Raw genomic sequence first — 16480 nt, 5'->3', positions numbered from 1 at the left:
TGCGAATTGTGAAGCGGTTCTCTCTCTGACGCAGAAAGTTCTTAAAAGTTTTCTGGCAGAGAGAGTGTTGTAAATTAGTGATGTAGAGGGTTAGGGTGAAAAGTGCTAGATGCTGAAATCGTATTTATTGCTTATTGCTATGACCCAGTGGGGAAATACACCATTTGTTTTTTTAAGATAAGTTTTTAATATGTCATGAAGTTGTTGGGGTGGCTCATTTTTTCTAGATAGGCTCATATATAATTTGACGAGTATGAAAAGCTTCGAAATTGCTGCTCGTTGTTGGCTGCTATTTAGTGAAGTGAAGAATTTTAGTGTACTCAGAATTGATTCTGTATCTTTCTTAAGGCAGGCGGCTAACCACATCTGATGAAACTCGACACTCTTTCGGCTGTTGATATTCTTGATATTTTGTAAATTAGATTGGATGTCTTCTACCTGGTAATCACGAGTGCTCAGCCAGCGCCAGAATAGCTTGTCCAAGCAGCGGTGTTCTAACTCAGCTAAGTAATAGCCTGGGTTTATTTTTACTAGCTCATCTAGTGAATCGATGGCTTCCTCTATATTGTAAATTGCTTCATTGTAAGTCCCGATATTAGCTAGGCCTTGAGCGTGCCAAATTAATGAGAATGTTAATTCCGCCTTCGATCTTATGGGGTTTGCATCCGCCAGATTACGACAAATATTAAGAGACTTTTTGAATTCGGCTAAGCTATCTTGAAATCGGCCGGCATCGTAAAGACGTTCACCATAGCCTCTAATTACTCTAGCTAAATTGGATTCAAAGCGATCTGGTCTTGCTTCTGCCAGGTCTCGATAAATCCTCAGCGCTTGCTCACAAGAGCTTATTGCTTCAGTGATTTTTCCTTGTGCTGATAAGTACTCTGAGTGGTTATAAAGTGTCATGGCATATTTGGCTTGAAAGCGATTTGGACTTGATGTTGCTAATTCCAAAGAGAGGTCCATGGTTTTTTTTGCTGTCTCGGCGGCTTCGTCAGTTCTTCCTTCGGAGTCTAAGTATGTGGCATAGTTGTTAAGTGCTGTTGCTATTCTATCCGTCAAGCCGTCATGCGATTCGTGATTTAATGATTGATAAATATCCAAAGATTCTTTGGCGGCAATGATGGCCTCATCATTTCTGCCTAAGCTACTGAGCGATTTGGCAAAACTAATTATGGCTGAGGCCAATTCAAAATTGTAAGGTTGAACTGGGGCTTTATTTAAATGTCGATAGATTTCAATGGATTCAGTTGCTGCCGTCAGAGCATCATCGCTTTGTCCTAGCTCTTCAAGTCGAATCGCAAAAGTAAGTAATGAGCTGGCGAGGCAGGATTTGAATGATAGTGTTTTTGGGTTTTTGAATTTTCGGTGAATTTCCACGGCTTGTCGAGCAGAGGCTAGCGCTTGATCACTTTTTCCATCTCGATATAAGGCGACCGATAGGTTATTTAGCGCGGTGGCGTAATTTACAATATCTTCTTCTCTATTTCGCTTTGCTTGATCTGATCTTTTGTCTGCTATTGTCTTTGATACAAGTACGTCCAAGCTGGTAAGCTGTAATACCTCGTGATGAAGTCTCTTGTCTAGAATTCCAGCAGCCTGAAGCTTTTCCGGTTTTTTTAGATTTTCATAGGCGCTTTGAAATAGCTCAGGCAAGGGGCTAGGTGTTTCAATGCAAACAGCAATAACTTCGTCAATGCAAATAACGAAGCGTCGGCTCAGCGCATCTTCGACTAGTGAAGCTAGATCTGCTCGGTTGCGTAATAGCCTTGCGAGAATTGTCAAGCTTGATCTTCGGAGTCGTTTGTCTCCGCTTAAAACGATATCTAAGATTCTTGGGCCGTTGCTCGTAAGCAAGCTTTGAGCAACCAAGGCCTCACCGATCAAGTCGGGGCGTAATCCTTGAAGACCTTGTCGGTCGGGATAAAGTGATGACAGGGACGTAAAAATTCTACGAAGTTGCGATTTGTTTTCTCCGGCAGCTTTCCATGCGTTTTCAATACTACGTTCAGTAGTGACACCATTAGCAAATGTCGCGAAAGTCATTAATAGGGCTGCTTGATGCTCATATTCAATGCTATCACTTGGATTGATTGATAGTATCTTCCCCCAGTAACGTTTTTCGTGATTTACAACTGCACGTTGAAGAGATTCTGCTGATCTTGGCCTTTCACCACGAAGAGCCATTAAGGCCGCCATTTGCACGTATAGAGGACGGGAAAAATATGCGTCGGCCATATTCGGTATATGCTGGTCTGGTGCTATTTTCAGCAAGTCTGAAAACGTATGTAAGGCTGTAAAGTAAGCCAGCTCTCGTTCTATTAGACTATCATGCAATTGCGGTAATATATAAGGACCGCTGCATGCATCTCCTTCTAGGAGGGCTTCACAACTTGCTTCTTTAGAGGGTAATGCTGTCCACCACTCCCCACCATCTCGCGCCAATAAAAGTATGCGTACGGGATTCGTAATGTTCGCTTTTAGTAATGCTGAAAGTATAACGAGCAAAACGGCTTGGCGAGTTTCTGCATAGTCAATTACTACGCAGCAGGGGCGGTTGACCGTTACTAGTTGTTGGGCAAATTGCTCGCCCTGCTCTATTCCACAATCGCTAAGTAAAAAACCCGCATGCCAGCCTTGACTAGTGAGTTGTAAACACATTTCCAACGCTAGTCGAGTTTTGCCAACGCCACCTGCACCAGTCAAAAGTCGTACTGCAATCGGATAGGCGGAAGCGGTCCAGTCGAGTTGGAGTTTTAAGAAGGGGGAGCGTTTTTGATCGAAAGGAATTATCGCTTCCTCCGGGCGTAGAAGTTGACTAATGCTCAGCCCAGCCGTTGCACTCCAGCGTGGAACAGGAAGGTCGAGAAAAATTATATTTGGTTCTTCAATCGACGGTCTTGAGTTGATGGTTGCTTCACTTGGATTTGTCAAGTGCTCAATGGTTTGCCATCCAAAATGATTTGCCATCTGTCTTGCACAATCTGCCCATGTAAATTTGCTGATAAAAGCTTCGCGTAAACGCGCCGCTTTTTGGCGTGCGGTTTGAGGGTCTTTTGCAACGCTAATCAGGGCTTGGGCTAATTCTGTTACATCTCTGGCTAGAAAGTACGGAGGACTACTACTTCCTGCTACATCTATCGGAATTACGCAGCTTGTGTAAAGGCCGTCATTGAAATTGCTCAATAGACGAAATACGCCGCTTTTTTTGCTAACAATAAGCGGTACGCCGGCAGCAATTGCTTCCCATGCAACTAATCCGAAGCCTTCGTGCCAAGAAGGCATCATGGCTACACTGGCTCTACTAAGATCCTCAAACAATTCCTTGCGATCGGTAGTAAAAGGGAGTGCTTGTAAATTGAACATGCGGCCAGCATATTCTTCGGCAAAGATTTTTAATTCATGCTCGACGTCTGAAAGGTTCTCAATATGGGTCTTTTCGAAATCTACCCCTCGCAGAATTAACGCCGGTTCATTTTCTCCTCGTAGAGAGCTTGGCAGGCCAGAGTTTTCATCCGATTGCCGTATTGAGTCAGCGAAGGATGCAACTCCAAGGTGAGCTTGCTTTATTTTGCTTGCATCTTCACTCAGTCTTCCACTGAGAAAACCCTTAAAGATTTTTGGTGAGTTTCTAACGGTTATATCTGGAAGTCCAGGTATTAATGTAATAATGTCCTGATTGTTTCGCATATCGGATAGCGAGTCACTTAGCAACGGACCAATAGCCATGACTAAATCTGCTGTATTGAATAGTTTGCGTTGTTCGTTTTCCTTATCTTTTGATGTCTTACTATTTTCAGCGAAAGACTCATAGCGGCTATAGCTCATGTGGTGAATTAAAGCTGATCGGCCTCCACGTTTTTTTGCGGACTCAATCGCGATTTCACCAGTGATTCTGTCGTGGCCCAACCAAACGGCATGATCACAATTTAAGTGCAGATCCAACTCTTGCAGCTTGCGCCAGACTAAGTCTTCTAATTCCTTCGAAAAGTTTTTTTGACTTGGAATATTTAGTGATACTAAATGAACTTGCTCGTTTAATGCGCTTTCATACTCATGTCTTTCCGCATTCAGTACTACGCATATTGTTTTAACCTTTTCATAACAAGCAGCGGCAAAAGCACTAATCATGTCAAGGTTGAAGCTATTTATACCGCCGAACTGGGCTCCCCATCGAGTAGCAAATGCGATCAGAGTTCTAGTGTTGGGCCTGATGCTGACTGCTCTGCTTTCGGTGCTCATAGAGAGTTTTCCTTATTTAATCTGTGCCCAAATGGAGCTTTTTAAGGTGCAGGTAGGCAATCTGCTGGCGTCTAATTTTGATTAGAGAGCAGCATAGCAAGCGAAAATACCGATTGGATGATGCCATCTTAGTAGTGAAAATACACTAAAGCACTAATATTTTGAATATTCCCATCACAACTTAAAAACTCGACAAAAAAGGCTAATCCACGTTGAAAAAGAATTGTGGCCGCAGGCGTGTGGTCAATCTGTATGACTCCAGTTGGTGCAGGGTAACGATAAAGCAGCCTTTTCTATAAGTTTTGCGTAGCGATCAGGTGATTACGAAGCTTTGGATGAGAGTGGCACCCGCACATCAGTTATTTCAACTCGATTAGCTACCTTACTCGTCGCGGCCTTCCATCATGGTGCGTTTGAGCATCACGTACACCGCACCGGCACCGCCGTGTTTTGCCTGACATGAGCAGAAACCGAGCACTTGCGGATGCTGGCGCAGCCACGTGTTGACGTGGCTTTTGATCATCGGCCGCTTGCCGTCCAGGCGCACGGCCTTGCCGTGGGTGACGCGCACGCAGCGGATTTCGAATTTGGTCGCTTCGGCGAGAAAGGCCCAGAGGGTCTCGCGGGCTTTTTCGACGTTCATGCCGTGCAGGTCGAGGCTGCCTTCGAACGGGATCTGCCCGATCTTGAGCTTGCGCATCTGGCTTTCCTGCACCCCGTCGCGGGCCCACATCAACTCGTCTTCGGGGCCGACGTCGATCACGAACTGATCGGACAGGCCATCCACGGTGGTGTTGTCGGTGCGCACAGTGGCGGACTGGCGCAGCTTGGCAATTTGCGCGCGGTCAGCCTTGGGTTTGCCGGTGTCGGCGCGGTCGTGCTTGATCGGCTTGACGCCTTGGATCGCACTTTTGAACAGGGAAAAATCGTCGTCTTGCATGTCAGCCTCCGCGAAGGGCGGCCAGTTTACCCAAGTCGAAACAAAACGGCCCGGCAAAAAGCCAGGCCGTGGAGTCAGTCGTGTTTTTTCATCAGGTGCGGGGACATGTTCAGTTCCCGCGATTGCCGGGCGCGACGCCGGCATCGACGCCACAGGGCCACGCCGAAGTACAGGAACAACAAGCCGACCGCGAGAATGATCGCCGAACCCATCGGCGTGGCATTCAAGTCGCCGAGCGCCGGCGGGCGTCCCAGCAGGCTGGCGGCACCGGCCATCGCCAGCAGCACACCGAACGTCGCCAGAATGGCGGCGATCGCTGCGCCGAATCGAAAACGCCAGTTACTTTGGCCTTTGGGCCGCAAGCGGCGTGCGTCAAATCCATCGGATAACTTCATTCCGACCTTCCTCAATGGGTATCGGCCCTTCGACCGGGAGTTGACCGGGTTGTTCCTGAGGCTAAGGCAATTGAAGCAAATGCGAGGCTTTTGCGGATGAGCGGCGTGCTGAGCCGCTCATCAGAGCAGATCAGATCAGATCCTGAGTCAGGGCGAGGGTGGCGAAGTTGTCGGCCATGATCGCCATTTCTGCTTCCTGTACCACGGCGGCGCTGAGCACGCGGCCCTTGAACGGCAGGTCGCGGGTGGCGCAGGCGTCTTCGACCAGCGTGCAACGGAAACCCAGGTTCTTCGCCGCACGCACGGTGGTGCTGACGCTGGAGTGGCTCATGAAGCCGCAGACGATCAGGTCCAGCGAGCCGAGGTTCTGCAGACGGTCCAGCAGTTCGGTGCCGTGAAACGCACTCGGCAGCAGTTTGCCGATGATGGTTTCGTCACCTTGTGGCTCAAGGCCGGGGATGAATTCGCCGCGTTCGCCCTGCGGGTCGAACAGGCCACCGACGGTGCCGAGATGACGCACGTGCACGATCGGCCGACCGGCTGCACGGGCCGCGGCGACCAGTTGTTTGATGTTCGCGACGGCCGCGTCCATGCCGCTCAGGGCCAGCGGGCCACTGAGGTACTCTTTCTGGGCATCGATGATGACCACGGTGGCATGGCTCAGTGTGGCCGCTGCGTAACCGCGGCCGCTGAGTTGAAACATCGTTTTTGGAACGGACATTCTGGGGCTCCTTGGGGTGGGGCTTTTGCGGCATTGTCCTCTGGCTGAGCGCTTCTGTGAACCGCTACCATCGTAGGCGCCGTCGTTATTGGCCTGCAGCCTTGTCAAGTTACACGTTCTGTTCAATAGCTGATGCAAAAATCAGAAAGGTCCTACAGTCGCTCCGCTGATTTTCCTGCGTCGTCGGCGCGCGTTTTGGCTGGTAGAATCGCCAGTCGTTTTTTCTGGAGTTCTGCCCCGTGATCACTTCCCGACTTCGTACCCTGCGCGACCACATCCGTTGGGCCGTCAGCCGCTTCCATGGGGAGGATCTGTTTTTCGGCCATGGCACCGACAATGCCTGGGATGAAGCCCGGCAGTTGGTCCTCGGTGCCTTGCACCTGCCGTGGGAGATCGCCGACAGCTACCTCGACTGCGCGCTGGAAGACGACGAGCTGGTCAACCTGCAACGCCTGCTCAAGCGGCGCATCGAAGAGCGCATTCCGACCGCTTACCTGCTGGGCGAAGCTTGGTTCTGTGGCATGTCGTTCATCGTCGATGAGCGCGTGCTGATCCCGCGTTCACCGATTGGCGAGCTGATCGAAAACCGTTTTGCCCCATGGATCGGTGACGAACCTGCGCGGATTCTCGACCTGTGCACCGGCTCCGGTTGCATCGGCATCGCCTGCGCCTACGAGTTCCAGAACGCTGAAGTGGTGCTGGCCGATCTGTCGTTCGAAGCGCTGGAGGTGGCCAACCAGAACATCGAGCGCCATGGCGTCGATGAGCGTGTGTACACCGTGCAGGGCGATGGGTTTGACGGGTTGCCAGGTCAGCGTTTCGATCTGATCGTCTCGAACCCGCCGTACGTTGATGCTGAAGATTTCGCCGACATGCCGGACGAATACCAGCACGAACCGGAGCTGGGTCTGGCCTGCGGAGATGACGGTCTGAACCTGGTACGTCGGATGCTCGCCGAAGCGGCGGATCATCTGACCGAGAAGGGTTTGCTGATCGTGGAAGTGGGCAACAGCCAGGTGCACGTCGAAGCGCTGTACCCGGAAGTCGACTTCGCCTGGCTCGATTTCGAGCGCGGCGGGCATGGCGTGTTCATGCTGACCGCAGAGCAGTGCCGCGCTCATCAGGCCTTGTTCGCTTCCCGCGTCTGACCTGACTGACTTCTGTGGCGAGGGAGCTTGCTCCCGCTGGTCTGCGAAGCAGACCCAAAATATGCAATGACGGTGCACCAGACATACCGCATGTGCATGTTTTACGACTGCTTCGCAGCCGAGCGGGAGCAAGCTCCCTCGCCACAGGTCATCGCTGATTTCAGCGGTGTGTGGCAATCCAGATCAACAACCCCGCCTGAAACACCGCAAATGCCACCAGGCAAGTAATGGTAAAACGCAAACCAGCATCTTCACGCTTGAACTTGCTGACCTTCTCTTCCTGCTTCTTCAGCTTCACTTCCTGCTCGGCCAGGTTCTGCTCGGCCTGCTGCAGCATCTGCGCCGCTTCGAGAATCTCGACGATCTGCAGCTTCTCGCTGTTCCAGTCGCCCAGCAAGTCACCGACCTGCACCTCTTTGACGCTGCCCTTCAAATGCTGGGCATCGGCGTAAACCACGTCAAAACCATGCACGCGCAAGAAGTGATCGCGACGCAGGCGGGTGTCTTCGTTCAGCGCGTCCTTGTTGTTCAAGTCCATGCCGTCGACGGTGTAGGCGGGCCAGCGTTTTTTCGCCCAATTGATGCCTTGCGCGGCCAGGAAGCGACCGATGCCACGGTTCAGCGGTTCGATCTGCAAGCCGCTGTCGGGGCCGAAATGCACACGCTTGCTGGTGTGATTGACCCACACATCGAGATGGTTCTGCTCTTTGCGCACGCGCTGGCCGGGCAGTTTGATCGCCATGCGCATCAGGCTGTGCTCTTTGCTGTTGCGCTCGGCATAGCCGAATTCGACAAAACGCAACGGCCGGCCACCGGTGTGACGGTCAGTCTGCAGCGGGGCCAGGCGGAGCATCTTGTGGTGCTCGACGCTGACGTCCGCCCATGGCAGCTCGACCGCTGGCGGTGCGTCTTTTTCAGCGGTGGTGTCGGGTGAAGTCGGGGTATCAGTCATAACGGCGAGATCCTGTCCAAGCCCTGCTTGTCGCCAGCCGGTTCGCTGGCGACAAAGGCTTATCGGCCGTTTTTTTCAGGACTGGAGGGTAAACACCGTTTAACGGCTGCGAAGTCCGTCAATAAATTCGATGAGTTTGCCGCCCAGCTCCGCCGCCAGTGGCAAATTCGGGTCCTTGTAGGAGGCCAATTGCCGCTTCACATCGGCAGCGACGATGCGCATGACGTGGTTCATGCCGTCGATCACCACCAATTCGGCATTGGGATTGGCCGCTTTGAGCGCCTGTGCATCGCCGACGCCGACCTGCATGTCGTTGCTGCCCTGAACGATCAGCGCCGGCATCTTCAACTGTGCAAACGCCTTGGCGGGATCCTGACGGAACAGCGAAATCAGGTACGGCTGCACGCTCGGGCGGAAAATCGGCTGTAGCGGCGCCGGCACGTTGGCGTCGGTGTGGCCGGCCTTGAGGCTGTCGAGCAGCTGATTGCTGCGCAGCATCAACGGTGGCGGCAGGTTGCGCGCCAGTTGTTCGCGAATCACTTGATCCACTGGCCTTGCGCTGCCGGACAGGGAAATCAGCGCAGCAGCCTCCGTGCGCGGGGCGGCGAGGGTGGCGATGAGGGCGCCTTCGCTGTGACCGAGCAGAATCAACGGGCCGAAACGCGGATCGCTTTTCAGCTTCTGGCTCCAGGCCACAGCATCGTTGACGTAGGCCTCCACCGACAGATTGCGCTCGTCAGGCGTGGCCGCGAAGCTCGCAGCGACACCGCGCTTGTCGTAGCGCACGCTGGCAATGTTGTGTTTGGCCAGCACCCAGGCCAGCCGTTTCAGGCTGTCATTACGCCCGCCATCGGGGTTGTTGCCGTCACGATCTGTAGGACCGGAGCCGGCAAGGATCAGGACAACCGGCACCGGGCTGTCGGATTTTGGCAGCAACAGCGAGCCGAAAAGTTCACCGTTGCCGGTGTCCAGAGAGATCGGGCGCTGCAGGACAGTCGCGTGGGCAAAGCCGGTAAACAGGGTAAGACTCAAGATCAGAACTCGCAGCATCATCACGCCATCATTCGCCAAGGTGCCGGTTGGACTCACCAACACCACTAAGGTTCGAGGATGAACTACTCGGTTAGCCTGCGTATACTGGCGCGCATCACGAATTCGGGTTTGATTTCACGGAGCGTCCTGCATGTCCGGCAATACCTACGGCAAGTTGTTCACTGTCACCACCGCTGGCGAGAGCCATGGTCCGGCGTTGGTCGCCATTGTCGACGGCTGCCCGCCGGGCCTGGAGATCTCCCTCGAAGACCTGCAGCGCGACCTCGATCGGCGCAAGCCGGGCACCAGCCGCCACACCACCCAGCGTCAGGAAGCCGACGAAGTCGAAATCCTCTCCGGCGTGTTCGAGGGCCGCACCACCGGTTGCTCGATCGGCCTGCTGATCCGCAACACCGACCAGAAGTCGAAGGACTACTCGGCGATCAAGGATCTGTTCCGCCCGGCGCACGCCGACTACACCTACCACCACAAATACGGTGAGCGCGATTATCGCGGCGGCGGTCGCAGCTCGGCCCGGGAAACCGCCATGCGTGTAGCGGCAGGGGCCATCGCGAAGAAATTCCTCGCCACCCAGGGCATCGTCATTCGCGGCTACATGAGCCAGCTCGGCCCGATTGAAATTCCGTTCAAGACCTGGGAATCGGTGGAACAGAACGCGTTCTTCAGCCCGGACCCGGACAAGGTCCCGGAGCTGGAAGCGTACATGGACCAGTTGCGCCGCGATCAGGACTCGGTCGGAGCGAAGATCACCGTGGTCGCCGAAGGGGTGATGCCGGGCCTGGGCGAGCCGATTTTCGATCGCCTCGACGCTGAACTGGCGCACGCGTTGATGAGCATCAACGCGGTGAAAGGCGTGGAAATCGGCGCCGGTTTCGCCTGCGTCGCTCAGCGCGGCACCGAGCATCGTGATGAACTGACCCCGGAAGGTTTCCTCAGCAACAACGCTGGCGGCATTCTTGGCGGGATCTCGTCCGGTCAGCCGATTGTTGCGCACCTGGCGTTGAAGCCAACGTCGAGCATCACCACCCCGGGCCGTTCGATCGACATTCACGGCAACCCGGTGGACGTGATCACCAAGGGCCGCCATGACCCGTGCGTCGGCATCCGCGCCACGCCGATTGCCGAAGCGATGATGGCGATCGTGCTGATGGACCACCTGCTGCGTCACCGTGGGCAGAACGCCGACGTGCGCGTCAGCACCCCGGTGCTGGGTCAGCTTTGATGGTTGATCGCCAAGCCGTCGCGGCCTGACCGTGGCGGCGCTCCCGTACTGGCGGCTGTCCAGTTTCTATCTGTTCTATTTCGCCTTGCTCGGTTCGACAGCGCCGTTTCTGGCGCTGTACTTCAATCACCTCGGCTTCAGCCCCGCGCGCATCGGCGAACTGGTGGCGATCCCGATGCTGATGCGCTGTGTGGCGCCGAACATCTGGGGCTGGCTCGGTGACTACACCGGCAAACGCCTGGCCATCGTACGCTTCGGCGCAGTGTGCACGCTGCTGACGTTCTCGCTGATTTTCGTCAGCAAGACCTACGCCTGGCTGGCGATGGTCATGGCGCTGCATGCGTTCTTCTGGCATGCGGTATTGCCGCAATTCGAAGTCATCACCCTCGCGCATTTGCAGGGACAAACCTCGCGCTACAGCCAGATTCGCCTGTGGGGTTCGATCGGTTTCATCATCACCGTGGTCGCGCTGGGGCGCTTGTTTGAATGGCTCAGTCTCGATATCTACCCGGCGGCGCTGGTGCTGATCATGGCCGGCATCGTCCTCAGCAGCCTGTGGGTGCCGAACGCGCAACCCCCGCAAGGTAACCGGCCAAGCGGCGAAGGTTTCCTCAAGCAGCTGCGCAGCCCCGGTGTGCTGGCGTTTTACGCTTGCGTTGCGCTGATGCAGATGAGCCACGGCCCGTATTACACGTTTCTGACTTTGCACCTTGAGCGACTCGGTTATAGCCGTGGTGTGATCGGCATGCTGTGGGCCGTCGGTGTAGTAGCGGAAGTGCTGATGTTCATGGCGATGAGCCGGATTCTCGTGCGCTTTTCATTGCGTCGGGTGCTGATGGCGAGTTTTCTGCTGGCGGCGCTGCGCTGGTTGCTGCTAGGTTCGTTCGCCGAATTCCTCTGGGTACTGTTGTTGGCCCAGGTGCTGCACGCGGCGACCTTCGGCAGCTTTCACGCGGCTGCCATCGCTTTCGTGCAACGTAGTTTCGGCGCGCGCCAGCAAGGTCAGGGCCAGGCGCTGTACGCGGCGCTGGCCGGCACCGGTGGCGCGCTGGGCGCGTTGTATTCCGGTTACAGCTGGAATGCCCTCGGCGCGACATTGACCTTTAGTATTGCCAGTCTCGCGGCGCTCGCTGCTGCCGTTATCATTGCCACACGTATGCAAGAGGACAGGCCATGAGCCTTACGCGTGAACAGCTCGCCCAGCAAATCGTCGACGCCGGGCGTTTTCTTTATGGTCGCGGCTGGTCGCCGGCCACCAGCAGCAATTACTCGACGCGCCTGTCGCCGAGCCAAGCGCTGCTGACCGTGTCCGGTAAACACAAGGGCCAGTTGGGTCTGGACGATGTGCTCGCCACGGATCTGTCCGGCAACAGCCTGGAACCGGGCAAAAAGCCCTCGGCCGAAACCCTGCTCCACACTCAGCTCTACAGCTGGCGCGCGGAAATCGGTGCGGTGCTGCACACCCACTCGGTGAACGCCACGGTGCTGTCGCGGCTGACACCGCAAGACTTTATCGAGTTCGAAGACTACGAACTGCAAAAAGCCTTCAGCGGCATCTCCACCCACGAATCGCGGGTGCGCGTGCCGATCTTCGACAACGATCAGGACATTGCGCGCCTCGCCGCCAAGGTGCAGCCTTGGCTCGACGCCCATCCCGATTGCGTCGGTTACCTGATTCGCGGCCACGGCCTCTACACTTGGGGTGCGCAGATGAGCGATGCCCTGCGGCAGATCGAGGCTTTTGAATTTCTGTTTGAATGCGAGTTGAAAACCCGCAGCGTCATGAACCGCCAAGGCTGACTTCACCCGAAGCCGCCCATTTGCCTGATGAAATGCACTGCCCGACCGGTCTGCAAGAACCGGAGGGCAAGGCCGTTACCGAGGAATTGCCCATGAGCAGCCTGTCCGTTTATCACGTATCCAGCCCCGAGATTCCGAACAAGGTGCTGACCCATTTCGAAGACATCGCCTCGACGCTCGCCGAGCAGGGCGTGCGCTTCGACCGCTGGCAAGCCGCGACGAAGATCCAGCCCGGCGCCAGCCAGGAGGAGGTGATCAGCGCCTATCAGGAGCAGATCGACAAACTGATGACCGAGCGCGGTTACATCACCGTCGATGTGATCAGCCTCAACAGCGACCACCCGCAAAAAGCCGAACTGCGCGCCAAGTTCCTTGAAGAACACCGCCATGGCGAAGACGAAGTACGCTTTTTCGTCGCCGGTCGTGGCCTGTTCACCCTGCACATCGACGATTACGTCTACGCGGTGTTGTGCGAGAAGAACGACCTGATCTCGGTGCCAGCCGGCACCAAGCACTGGTTCGACATGGGCGAGCACCCGCACTTCGTGGCGATCCGCCTGTTCAACAACCCGGAAGGCTGGGTTGCCAACTTCACCGGCGAAGACATCGCCGGGCGCTTCCCGCGTCTGGAGGACTGAGCCGATGTCGATCAAAGTCATCCTCACCGACATTGAAGGCACCACCAGCGCGGTGAGTTTCGTCTTCGACGTGCTGTTCCCGTATGCCGCCAAACACCTGCCGGACTTCGTGCGGCAGAATGCCGAGCGCGCCGATGTCGCCGAGCAGATCGCCGCCGTACGTCGCGACAGCAATGCACCGCAGGCCGATGTTGAACGGGTTGTTGAAATTCTCTTGAGCTGGATCGAGGAAGATCGCAAAGCCACGCCGCTCAAAGCGCTGCAAGGCATGGTCTGGGCGCAGGGCTATCAAGCCGGGCAGTTGAAAGGCCACGTTTACCCGGATGCCGTTGAAGCGCTCAAGCGCTGGCACCAGGCCGGTTATCAACTGTTTGTGTATTCGTCCGGTTCGATCCAGGCGCAGAAGCTGATCTTCGGCTGCTCCGAGGCGGGGGATCTGACACCGCTGTTCAGCGGGTATTTCGACACCACGTCGGGGCCTAAACGCGAAGAACAGTCCTATCGCAACATCCAACAGGCAATTGGCGTCGAGCCGGGGGAGATTCTGTTTCTGTCGGATATCGTCGAGGAACTGGATGCCGCGCAGGCTGCCGGTTTGCAGACCTGTGGCCTGGCCCGCGAGGGTGGAGAACTGGGAAGCCATATCACCGTCGACAGCTTCACCGGCATCGAACCCGAAGCCTTCTAACCACGCACAACCCCTGTAGGAGCTGCCGAAGGCTGCGATCTTTTGATCTTGATTTGGTATTAAAGATCAAGATCAAAAGATCGCAGCGTTCCGCAGCTCCTACATAAAAGCCGCGCACAAACAAAAGGCCGTAGAGCAGATGCTCCACGGCCTTTTTTGTTTAATGCGTTTACATTTTTACAGCGAGTGATACGTCGGCAGGGCAAAACGCTGCTGGCTTTGCAGCATTGCAATCTGCGGCAATTCACTGGCTTCTTCTGCCAGGTCACGACGGATGGCGCTGATTGCCCACGACAGTTGGTCGGCGTTGTGCATTTGCTGGTAGGTCAAGGCGCGCTTGAACACTTTGCCTTCGCTGCTGCGCAAGGTCAGCAAAATTCCGCCATCAGGACGCGGTGCAGTGGTGACGTTGAAGTTGGAGAACAGGGAGGTAAATTTTTCTTGAATCAGGCTCATGTCTTTCAGCTCCGTATGCACTTGAAGGGCAAGCATGCAGAGGAGGTTGCAGCGATTGTGCCAGCATTTGAAAAATAAAAAATCCTTTTAAATCAATTGGTTAATAATCATGAAATTTGCACGGGTCGTGCAAACTGCATGAATGGCCATCGTGCATCCTGCATTTTGCGGGATTCTCTTCACTTGAACGGAACCAAATCGCAAAGGCGCAATCTCCGCTGCCAGGCATGAGCGGGCGGATACAAAACATTGCAAAAACCGCGTGTACAGCTTGAGAAGCGCTGTCGTATTTTCGATCCCGACCTTGCCCGCAACGCAGGTCATGCCACGGCCCGAACAATAAGAAACCGGCCAGTCAGGTCGAACGGGGAACTGCCATGAGTCACGCGCCGAGCGACACGATTACCTGGAGCATGATGCTCCGCAAACTGCCGACAATCGCCAAAGCCATCCCGCGGGTGGTCAAGGGCATGAAAGTCGCCAACGTCACGGATCCGACCCAAACGTGTGGCCTCGGCTGGACCTTCGAGCAGGCAACCCTGCGTAACCCTGAAGGCCTGGCGATCCTGCAGGACAACGTCTTGCTGACTTACGCGCAGGTCAACCAATGGGCCAATCGCATCGCCCACTATTTGAGTGCGCAGGGCATCGGCAAGGGCGATGTGGTCGCGGTGTTCATTGAAAACCGCCCGGAACTGCTGGTGACCATTCTGGCGCTGGCCAAGCTCGGTGCCGTTAGCGCATTGCTCAACACCTCGCAGACTCGCGATACGCTGATTCACAGCATCAATCTGGTGGCGCCAGTGGCGATCGTGCTCGGTGAAGAACTGCAGCCGGCGTTTGCCGCGATCCGCGAGCAGGTATCGATCCCGGCGCAGCGCACCTGGTTTATCGCTGACCGCGACACCTACAGCCACCCGGGCATTGCGCCCGATGGCTACATCAACCTGATCAGTGCCAGTGCCGATGCGTCCGGTGACAACCCGCCCAGCAGCGGCGAAGTATTCTTCAACGATCCGTGTTTTTACATCTACACCTCCGGCACCACCGGCCTGCCCAAGGCCGGGGTGTTCAAGCACGGCCGCTGGATGCGCAGCTCGGCCAGCTTCGGCATGATCGCCCTGAACATGACGCCCGACGACGTCGTCTATTGCACCTTGCCGCTGTACCACGCCACCGGCCTCTGCGTGTGCTGGGGCTCGGCGATCAACGGTGCTTCCGGGTTCGCCATCCGCCGCAAGTTCAGCGCCAGCCAGTTCTGGCCGGACGTGCGTCGCTATAACGCGACCACCCTCGGGTATGTCGGCGAATTGTGCCGCTATCTGGTCGATCAACCGCCCAGCGCCGATGACAGCCGTCACGCCGTGCGCAAGATGATCGGTAACGGCTTGCGTCCCGGCGCCTGGGCCGAGTTCAAGACCCGGTTTGCCGTCGAGCACATCTGCGAGCTGTACGCGGCGAGTGACGGCAATATCGGCTTCAGCAACATTCTCAACTTCGACAACACCATTGGTTTCTCGCTGATGGCCTGGGAACTGGTGGCTTACGACTACGACAGCGGGCAGCCGTTGCGCAGCGCCGACGGCTTCATGCGCAAGGTCGGCAAGGGCGAGCAGGGCTTGCTGCTGGCACGGATCGACGAAAAGGCCCCGCTGGACGGCTACACCGACCCAGAGAAAACCGCCAAAGTGGTGCTGCACGATGTGTTCAGCAAGGGCGACCGCTTCTTCAATACCGGCGACTTGCTGCGCAATATCGGTTTCGGCCATGCGCAGTTTGTCGATCGCCTCGGCGATACCTACCGCTGGAAGGGCGAAAACGTCTCGACCACGGAAGTGGAAAACCTGTTGTTGCAGCATCCGCACATTTCCGAGGCGGTGGCCTACGGTGTGGAAGTGCGCAACACCAACGGTCGCGCCGGGATGGCCGCCATTACGCCCGCCGAGTCACTGGCGACCCTGGATTTCACTGAATTGCTCGCATTCGCCCGTCAGCGTATGCCGGCGTATGCGGTGCCGCTGTTCCTGCGGGTGAAGGTGAAAATGGAAACCACCGGGACGTTCAAATACCAGAAGACCCGTTTGAAAAATGAGGGCTTCGACCCCGCCCAGACGGGGGATGACCCAATCTATGCCTGGTTGCCCGGCACTCAGACTTACGTGCAGGTGACGGATCAGGTGCTGACCGATATTCATCAGGGCAAGTACCGCTATTGAGATTGGCTA

At 55.7% G+C, this 16480-nt stretch carries 14 protein-coding genes; 7 read left to right on the top strand and 7 right to left on the bottom strand.

Annotated features, from left to right (window positions below):
* Nucleotides 1-105: 105 nt before the first annotated feature.
* The 4 genes from ACM6HV_RS06380 to ACM6HV_RS06365 all read right to left on the bottom strand — a co-directional run bounded on the left by ACM6HV_RS06380 (nucleotide 106) and on the right by ACM6HV_RS06365 (nucleotide 6298).
* Entirely contained in the window at nucleotides 106-4242 is a 4137-nt protein-coding gene (locus ACM6HV_RS06380; RefSeq protein WP_414903781.1) for a tetratricopeptide repeat protein, read from the bottom strand.
* 382 nt (nucleotides 4243-4624) lie between these two features.
* On the bottom strand, nucleotides 4625-5182 hold the full coding sequence (locus ACM6HV_RS06375; protein WP_095667111.1) for a Smr/MutS family protein: 558 nt from the start codon (nucleotides 5180-5182) through the stop codon (nucleotides 4625-4627).
* A gap of 74 nt (nucleotides 5183-5256) precedes the next feature.
* Nucleotides 5257-5577 carry a hypothetical protein gene (locus ACM6HV_RS06370; RefSeq protein ID WP_007914024.1) on the bottom strand — a complete coding sequence of 107 codons (321 nt, stop codon included), beginning with the start codon at nucleotides 5575-5577 and terminating at the stop codon, nucleotides 5257-5259.
* A 130-nt stretch (nucleotides 5578-5707) separates the two neighbouring features.
* On the bottom strand, nucleotides 5708-6298 hold the full coding sequence (locus ACM6HV_RS06365) for a cysteine hydrolase family protein (RefSeq protein ID WP_003223193.1): 591 nt from the start codon (nucleotides 6296-6298) through the stop codon (nucleotides 5708-5710).
* A 239-nt stretch (nucleotides 6299-6537) separates the two neighbouring features.
* Between ACM6HV_RS06365 and prmB the strand changes: the two genes are divergently transcribed.
* Nucleotides 6538-7446 carry a 50S ribosomal protein L3 N(5)-glutamine methyltransferase gene (gene prmB, locus ACM6HV_RS06360; protein WP_047292951.1) on the top strand — a complete coding sequence of 303 codons (909 nt, stop codon included), beginning with the start codon at nucleotides 6538-6540 and terminating at the stop codon, nucleotides 7444-7446.
* A 160-nt stretch (nucleotides 7447-7606) separates the two neighbouring features.
* Here prmB and ACM6HV_RS06355 read toward each other — a convergent pair whose 3' ends face one another.
* Together ACM6HV_RS06355 and ACM6HV_RS06350 are read right to left on the bottom strand one after the other, a co-directional pair.
* Nucleotides 7607-8398 carry a hypothetical protein gene (locus tag ACM6HV_RS06355; RefSeq protein WP_145593227.1) on the bottom strand — a complete coding sequence of 264 codons (792 nt, stop codon included), beginning with the start codon at nucleotides 8396-8398 and terminating at the stop codon, nucleotides 7607-7609.
* Between the two features lie 99 nt (nucleotides 8399-8497).
* Nucleotides 8498-9451 (bottom strand): alpha/beta hydrolase, encoded by a 954-nt coding sequence (locus ACM6HV_RS06350; protein ID WP_414903780.1) that lies wholly within the window; start codon nucleotides 9449-9451, stop codon nucleotides 8498-8500.
* A 130-nt stretch (nucleotides 9452-9581) separates the two neighbouring features.
* Between ACM6HV_RS06350 and aroC the strand changes: the two genes are divergently transcribed.
* The 5 genes from aroC to mtnC all read left to right on the top strand — a co-directional run bounded on the left by aroC (nucleotide 9582) and on the right by mtnC (nucleotide 13799).
* On the top strand, nucleotides 9582-10673 hold the full coding sequence (gene aroC / locus ACM6HV_RS06345) for a chorismate synthase (protein ID WP_414903779.1): 1092 nt from the start codon (nucleotides 9582-9584) through the stop codon (nucleotides 10671-10673).
* A gap of 31 nt (nucleotides 10674-10704) precedes the next feature.
* A complete protein-coding gene (locus tag ACM6HV_RS06340; protein ID WP_414903778.1) occupies nucleotides 10705-11850 on the top strand; it encodes an MFS transporter in 1146 nt (381 codons plus the stop codon).
* On the top strand, nucleotides 11847-12473 hold the full coding sequence (locus tag ACM6HV_RS06335) for a methylthioribulose 1-phosphate dehydratase (RefSeq protein WP_223008195.1): 627 nt from the start codon (nucleotides 11847-11849) through the stop codon (nucleotides 12471-12473). Before ACM6HV_RS06340 ends, ACM6HV_RS06335 begins: the two co-directional genes overlap by 4 nt.
* Nucleotides 12474-12565: 92 nt before the next feature.
* On the top strand, nucleotides 12566-13111 hold the full coding sequence (locus tag ACM6HV_RS06330) for a 1,2-dihydroxy-3-keto-5-methylthiopentene dioxygenase (RefSeq protein ID WP_047293056.1): 546 nt from the start codon (nucleotides 12566-12568) through the stop codon (nucleotides 13109-13111).
* A 4-nt stretch (nucleotides 13112-13115) separates the two neighbouring features.
* The gene (mtnC, locus tag ACM6HV_RS06325) at nucleotides 13116-13799 is read left to right on the top strand and encodes an acireductone synthase (protein ID WP_145593232.1); all 684 of its coding nucleotides are present in this window, start codon (nucleotides 13116-13118) and stop codon (nucleotides 13797-13799) included.
* 177 nt (nucleotides 13800-13976) lie between these two features.
* On the opposite strand, the gene ACM6HV_RS06320 is transcribed toward mtnC, so the two are convergent.
* Nucleotides 13977-14255 (bottom strand): DUF3509 domain-containing protein, encoded by a 279-nt coding sequence (locus tag ACM6HV_RS06320; protein WP_027613327.1) that lies wholly within the window; start codon nucleotides 14253-14255, stop codon nucleotides 13977-13979.
* Between the two features lie 377 nt (nucleotides 14256-14632).
* Between ACM6HV_RS06320 and ACM6HV_RS06315 the strand changes: the two genes are divergently transcribed.
* Nucleotides 14633-16471, top strand: a complete 1839-nt coding sequence (locus ACM6HV_RS06315; RefSeq protein WP_414903777.1) for a long-chain-acyl-CoA synthetase — start codon at nucleotides 14633-14635, stop codon at nucleotides 16469-16471.
* Nucleotides 16472-16480 lie beyond the last annotated feature (9 nt).

The sequence above is a fragment of the Pseudomonas sp. IT-P260 genome, from assembly GCF_949768395.1.
GTDB lineage: Bacteria > Pseudomonadota > Gammaproteobacteria > Pseudomonadales > Pseudomonadaceae > Aquipseudomonas > Aquipseudomonas parakoreensis.
This window is presented reverse-complemented; position numbering and strand designations above follow the sequence as displayed.

What these genes read in the sequence shown, in the direction of transcription:
- ACM6HV_RS06380 (WP_414903781.1), bottom strand. Translation starts at nt 4,242, where the DNA reads ATGAGCACCGAAAGCAGAGCAGTCAGCATCAGGCCCAACACTAGAACT.
- ACM6HV_RS06375 (WP_095667111.1), bottom strand. Translation starts at nt 5,182, where the DNA reads ATGCAAGACGACGATTTTTCCCTGTTCAAAAGTGCGATCCAAGGCGTC.
- ACM6HV_RS06370 (WP_007914024.1), bottom strand. Translation starts at nt 5,577, where the DNA reads ATGAAGTTATCCGATGGATTTGACGCACGCCGCTTGCGGCCCAAAGGC.
- ACM6HV_RS06365 (WP_003223193.1), bottom strand. Translation starts at nt 6,298, where the DNA reads ATGTCCGTTCCAAAAACGATGTTTCAACTCAGCGGCCGCGGTTACGCA.
- ACM6HV_RS06355 (WP_145593227.1), bottom strand. Translation starts at nt 8,398, where the DNA reads ATGACTGATACCCCGACTTCACCCGACACCACCGCTGAAAAAGACGCA.
- ACM6HV_RS06350 (WP_414903780.1), bottom strand. Translation starts at nt 9,451, where the DNA reads ATGATGCTGCGAGTTCTGATCTTGAGTCTTACCCTGTTTACCGGCTTT.
- aroC (WP_414903779.1), top strand. Translation starts at nt 9,582, where the DNA reads ATGTCCGGCAATACCTACGGCAAGTTGTTCACTGTCACCACCGCTGGC.
- ACM6HV_RS06335 (WP_223008195.1), top strand. Translation starts at nt 11,847, where the DNA reads ATGAGCCTTACGCGTGAACAGCTCGCCCAGCAAATCGTCGACGCCGGG.
- ACM6HV_RS06330 (WP_047293056.1), top strand. Translation starts at nt 12,566, where the DNA reads ATGAGCAGCCTGTCCGTTTATCACGTATCCAGCCCCGAGATTCCGAAC.
- mtnC (WP_145593232.1), top strand. Translation starts at nt 13,116, where the DNA reads ATGTCGATCAAAGTCATCCTCACCGACATTGAAGGCACCACCAGCGCG.
- ACM6HV_RS06320 (WP_027613327.1), bottom strand. Translation starts at nt 14,255, where the DNA reads ATGAGCCTGATTCAAGAAAAATTTACCTCCCTGTTCTCCAACTTCAAC.
- ACM6HV_RS06315 (WP_414903777.1), top strand. Translation starts at nt 14,633, where the DNA reads ATGAGTCACGCGCCGAGCGACACGATTACCTGGAGCATGATGCTCCGC.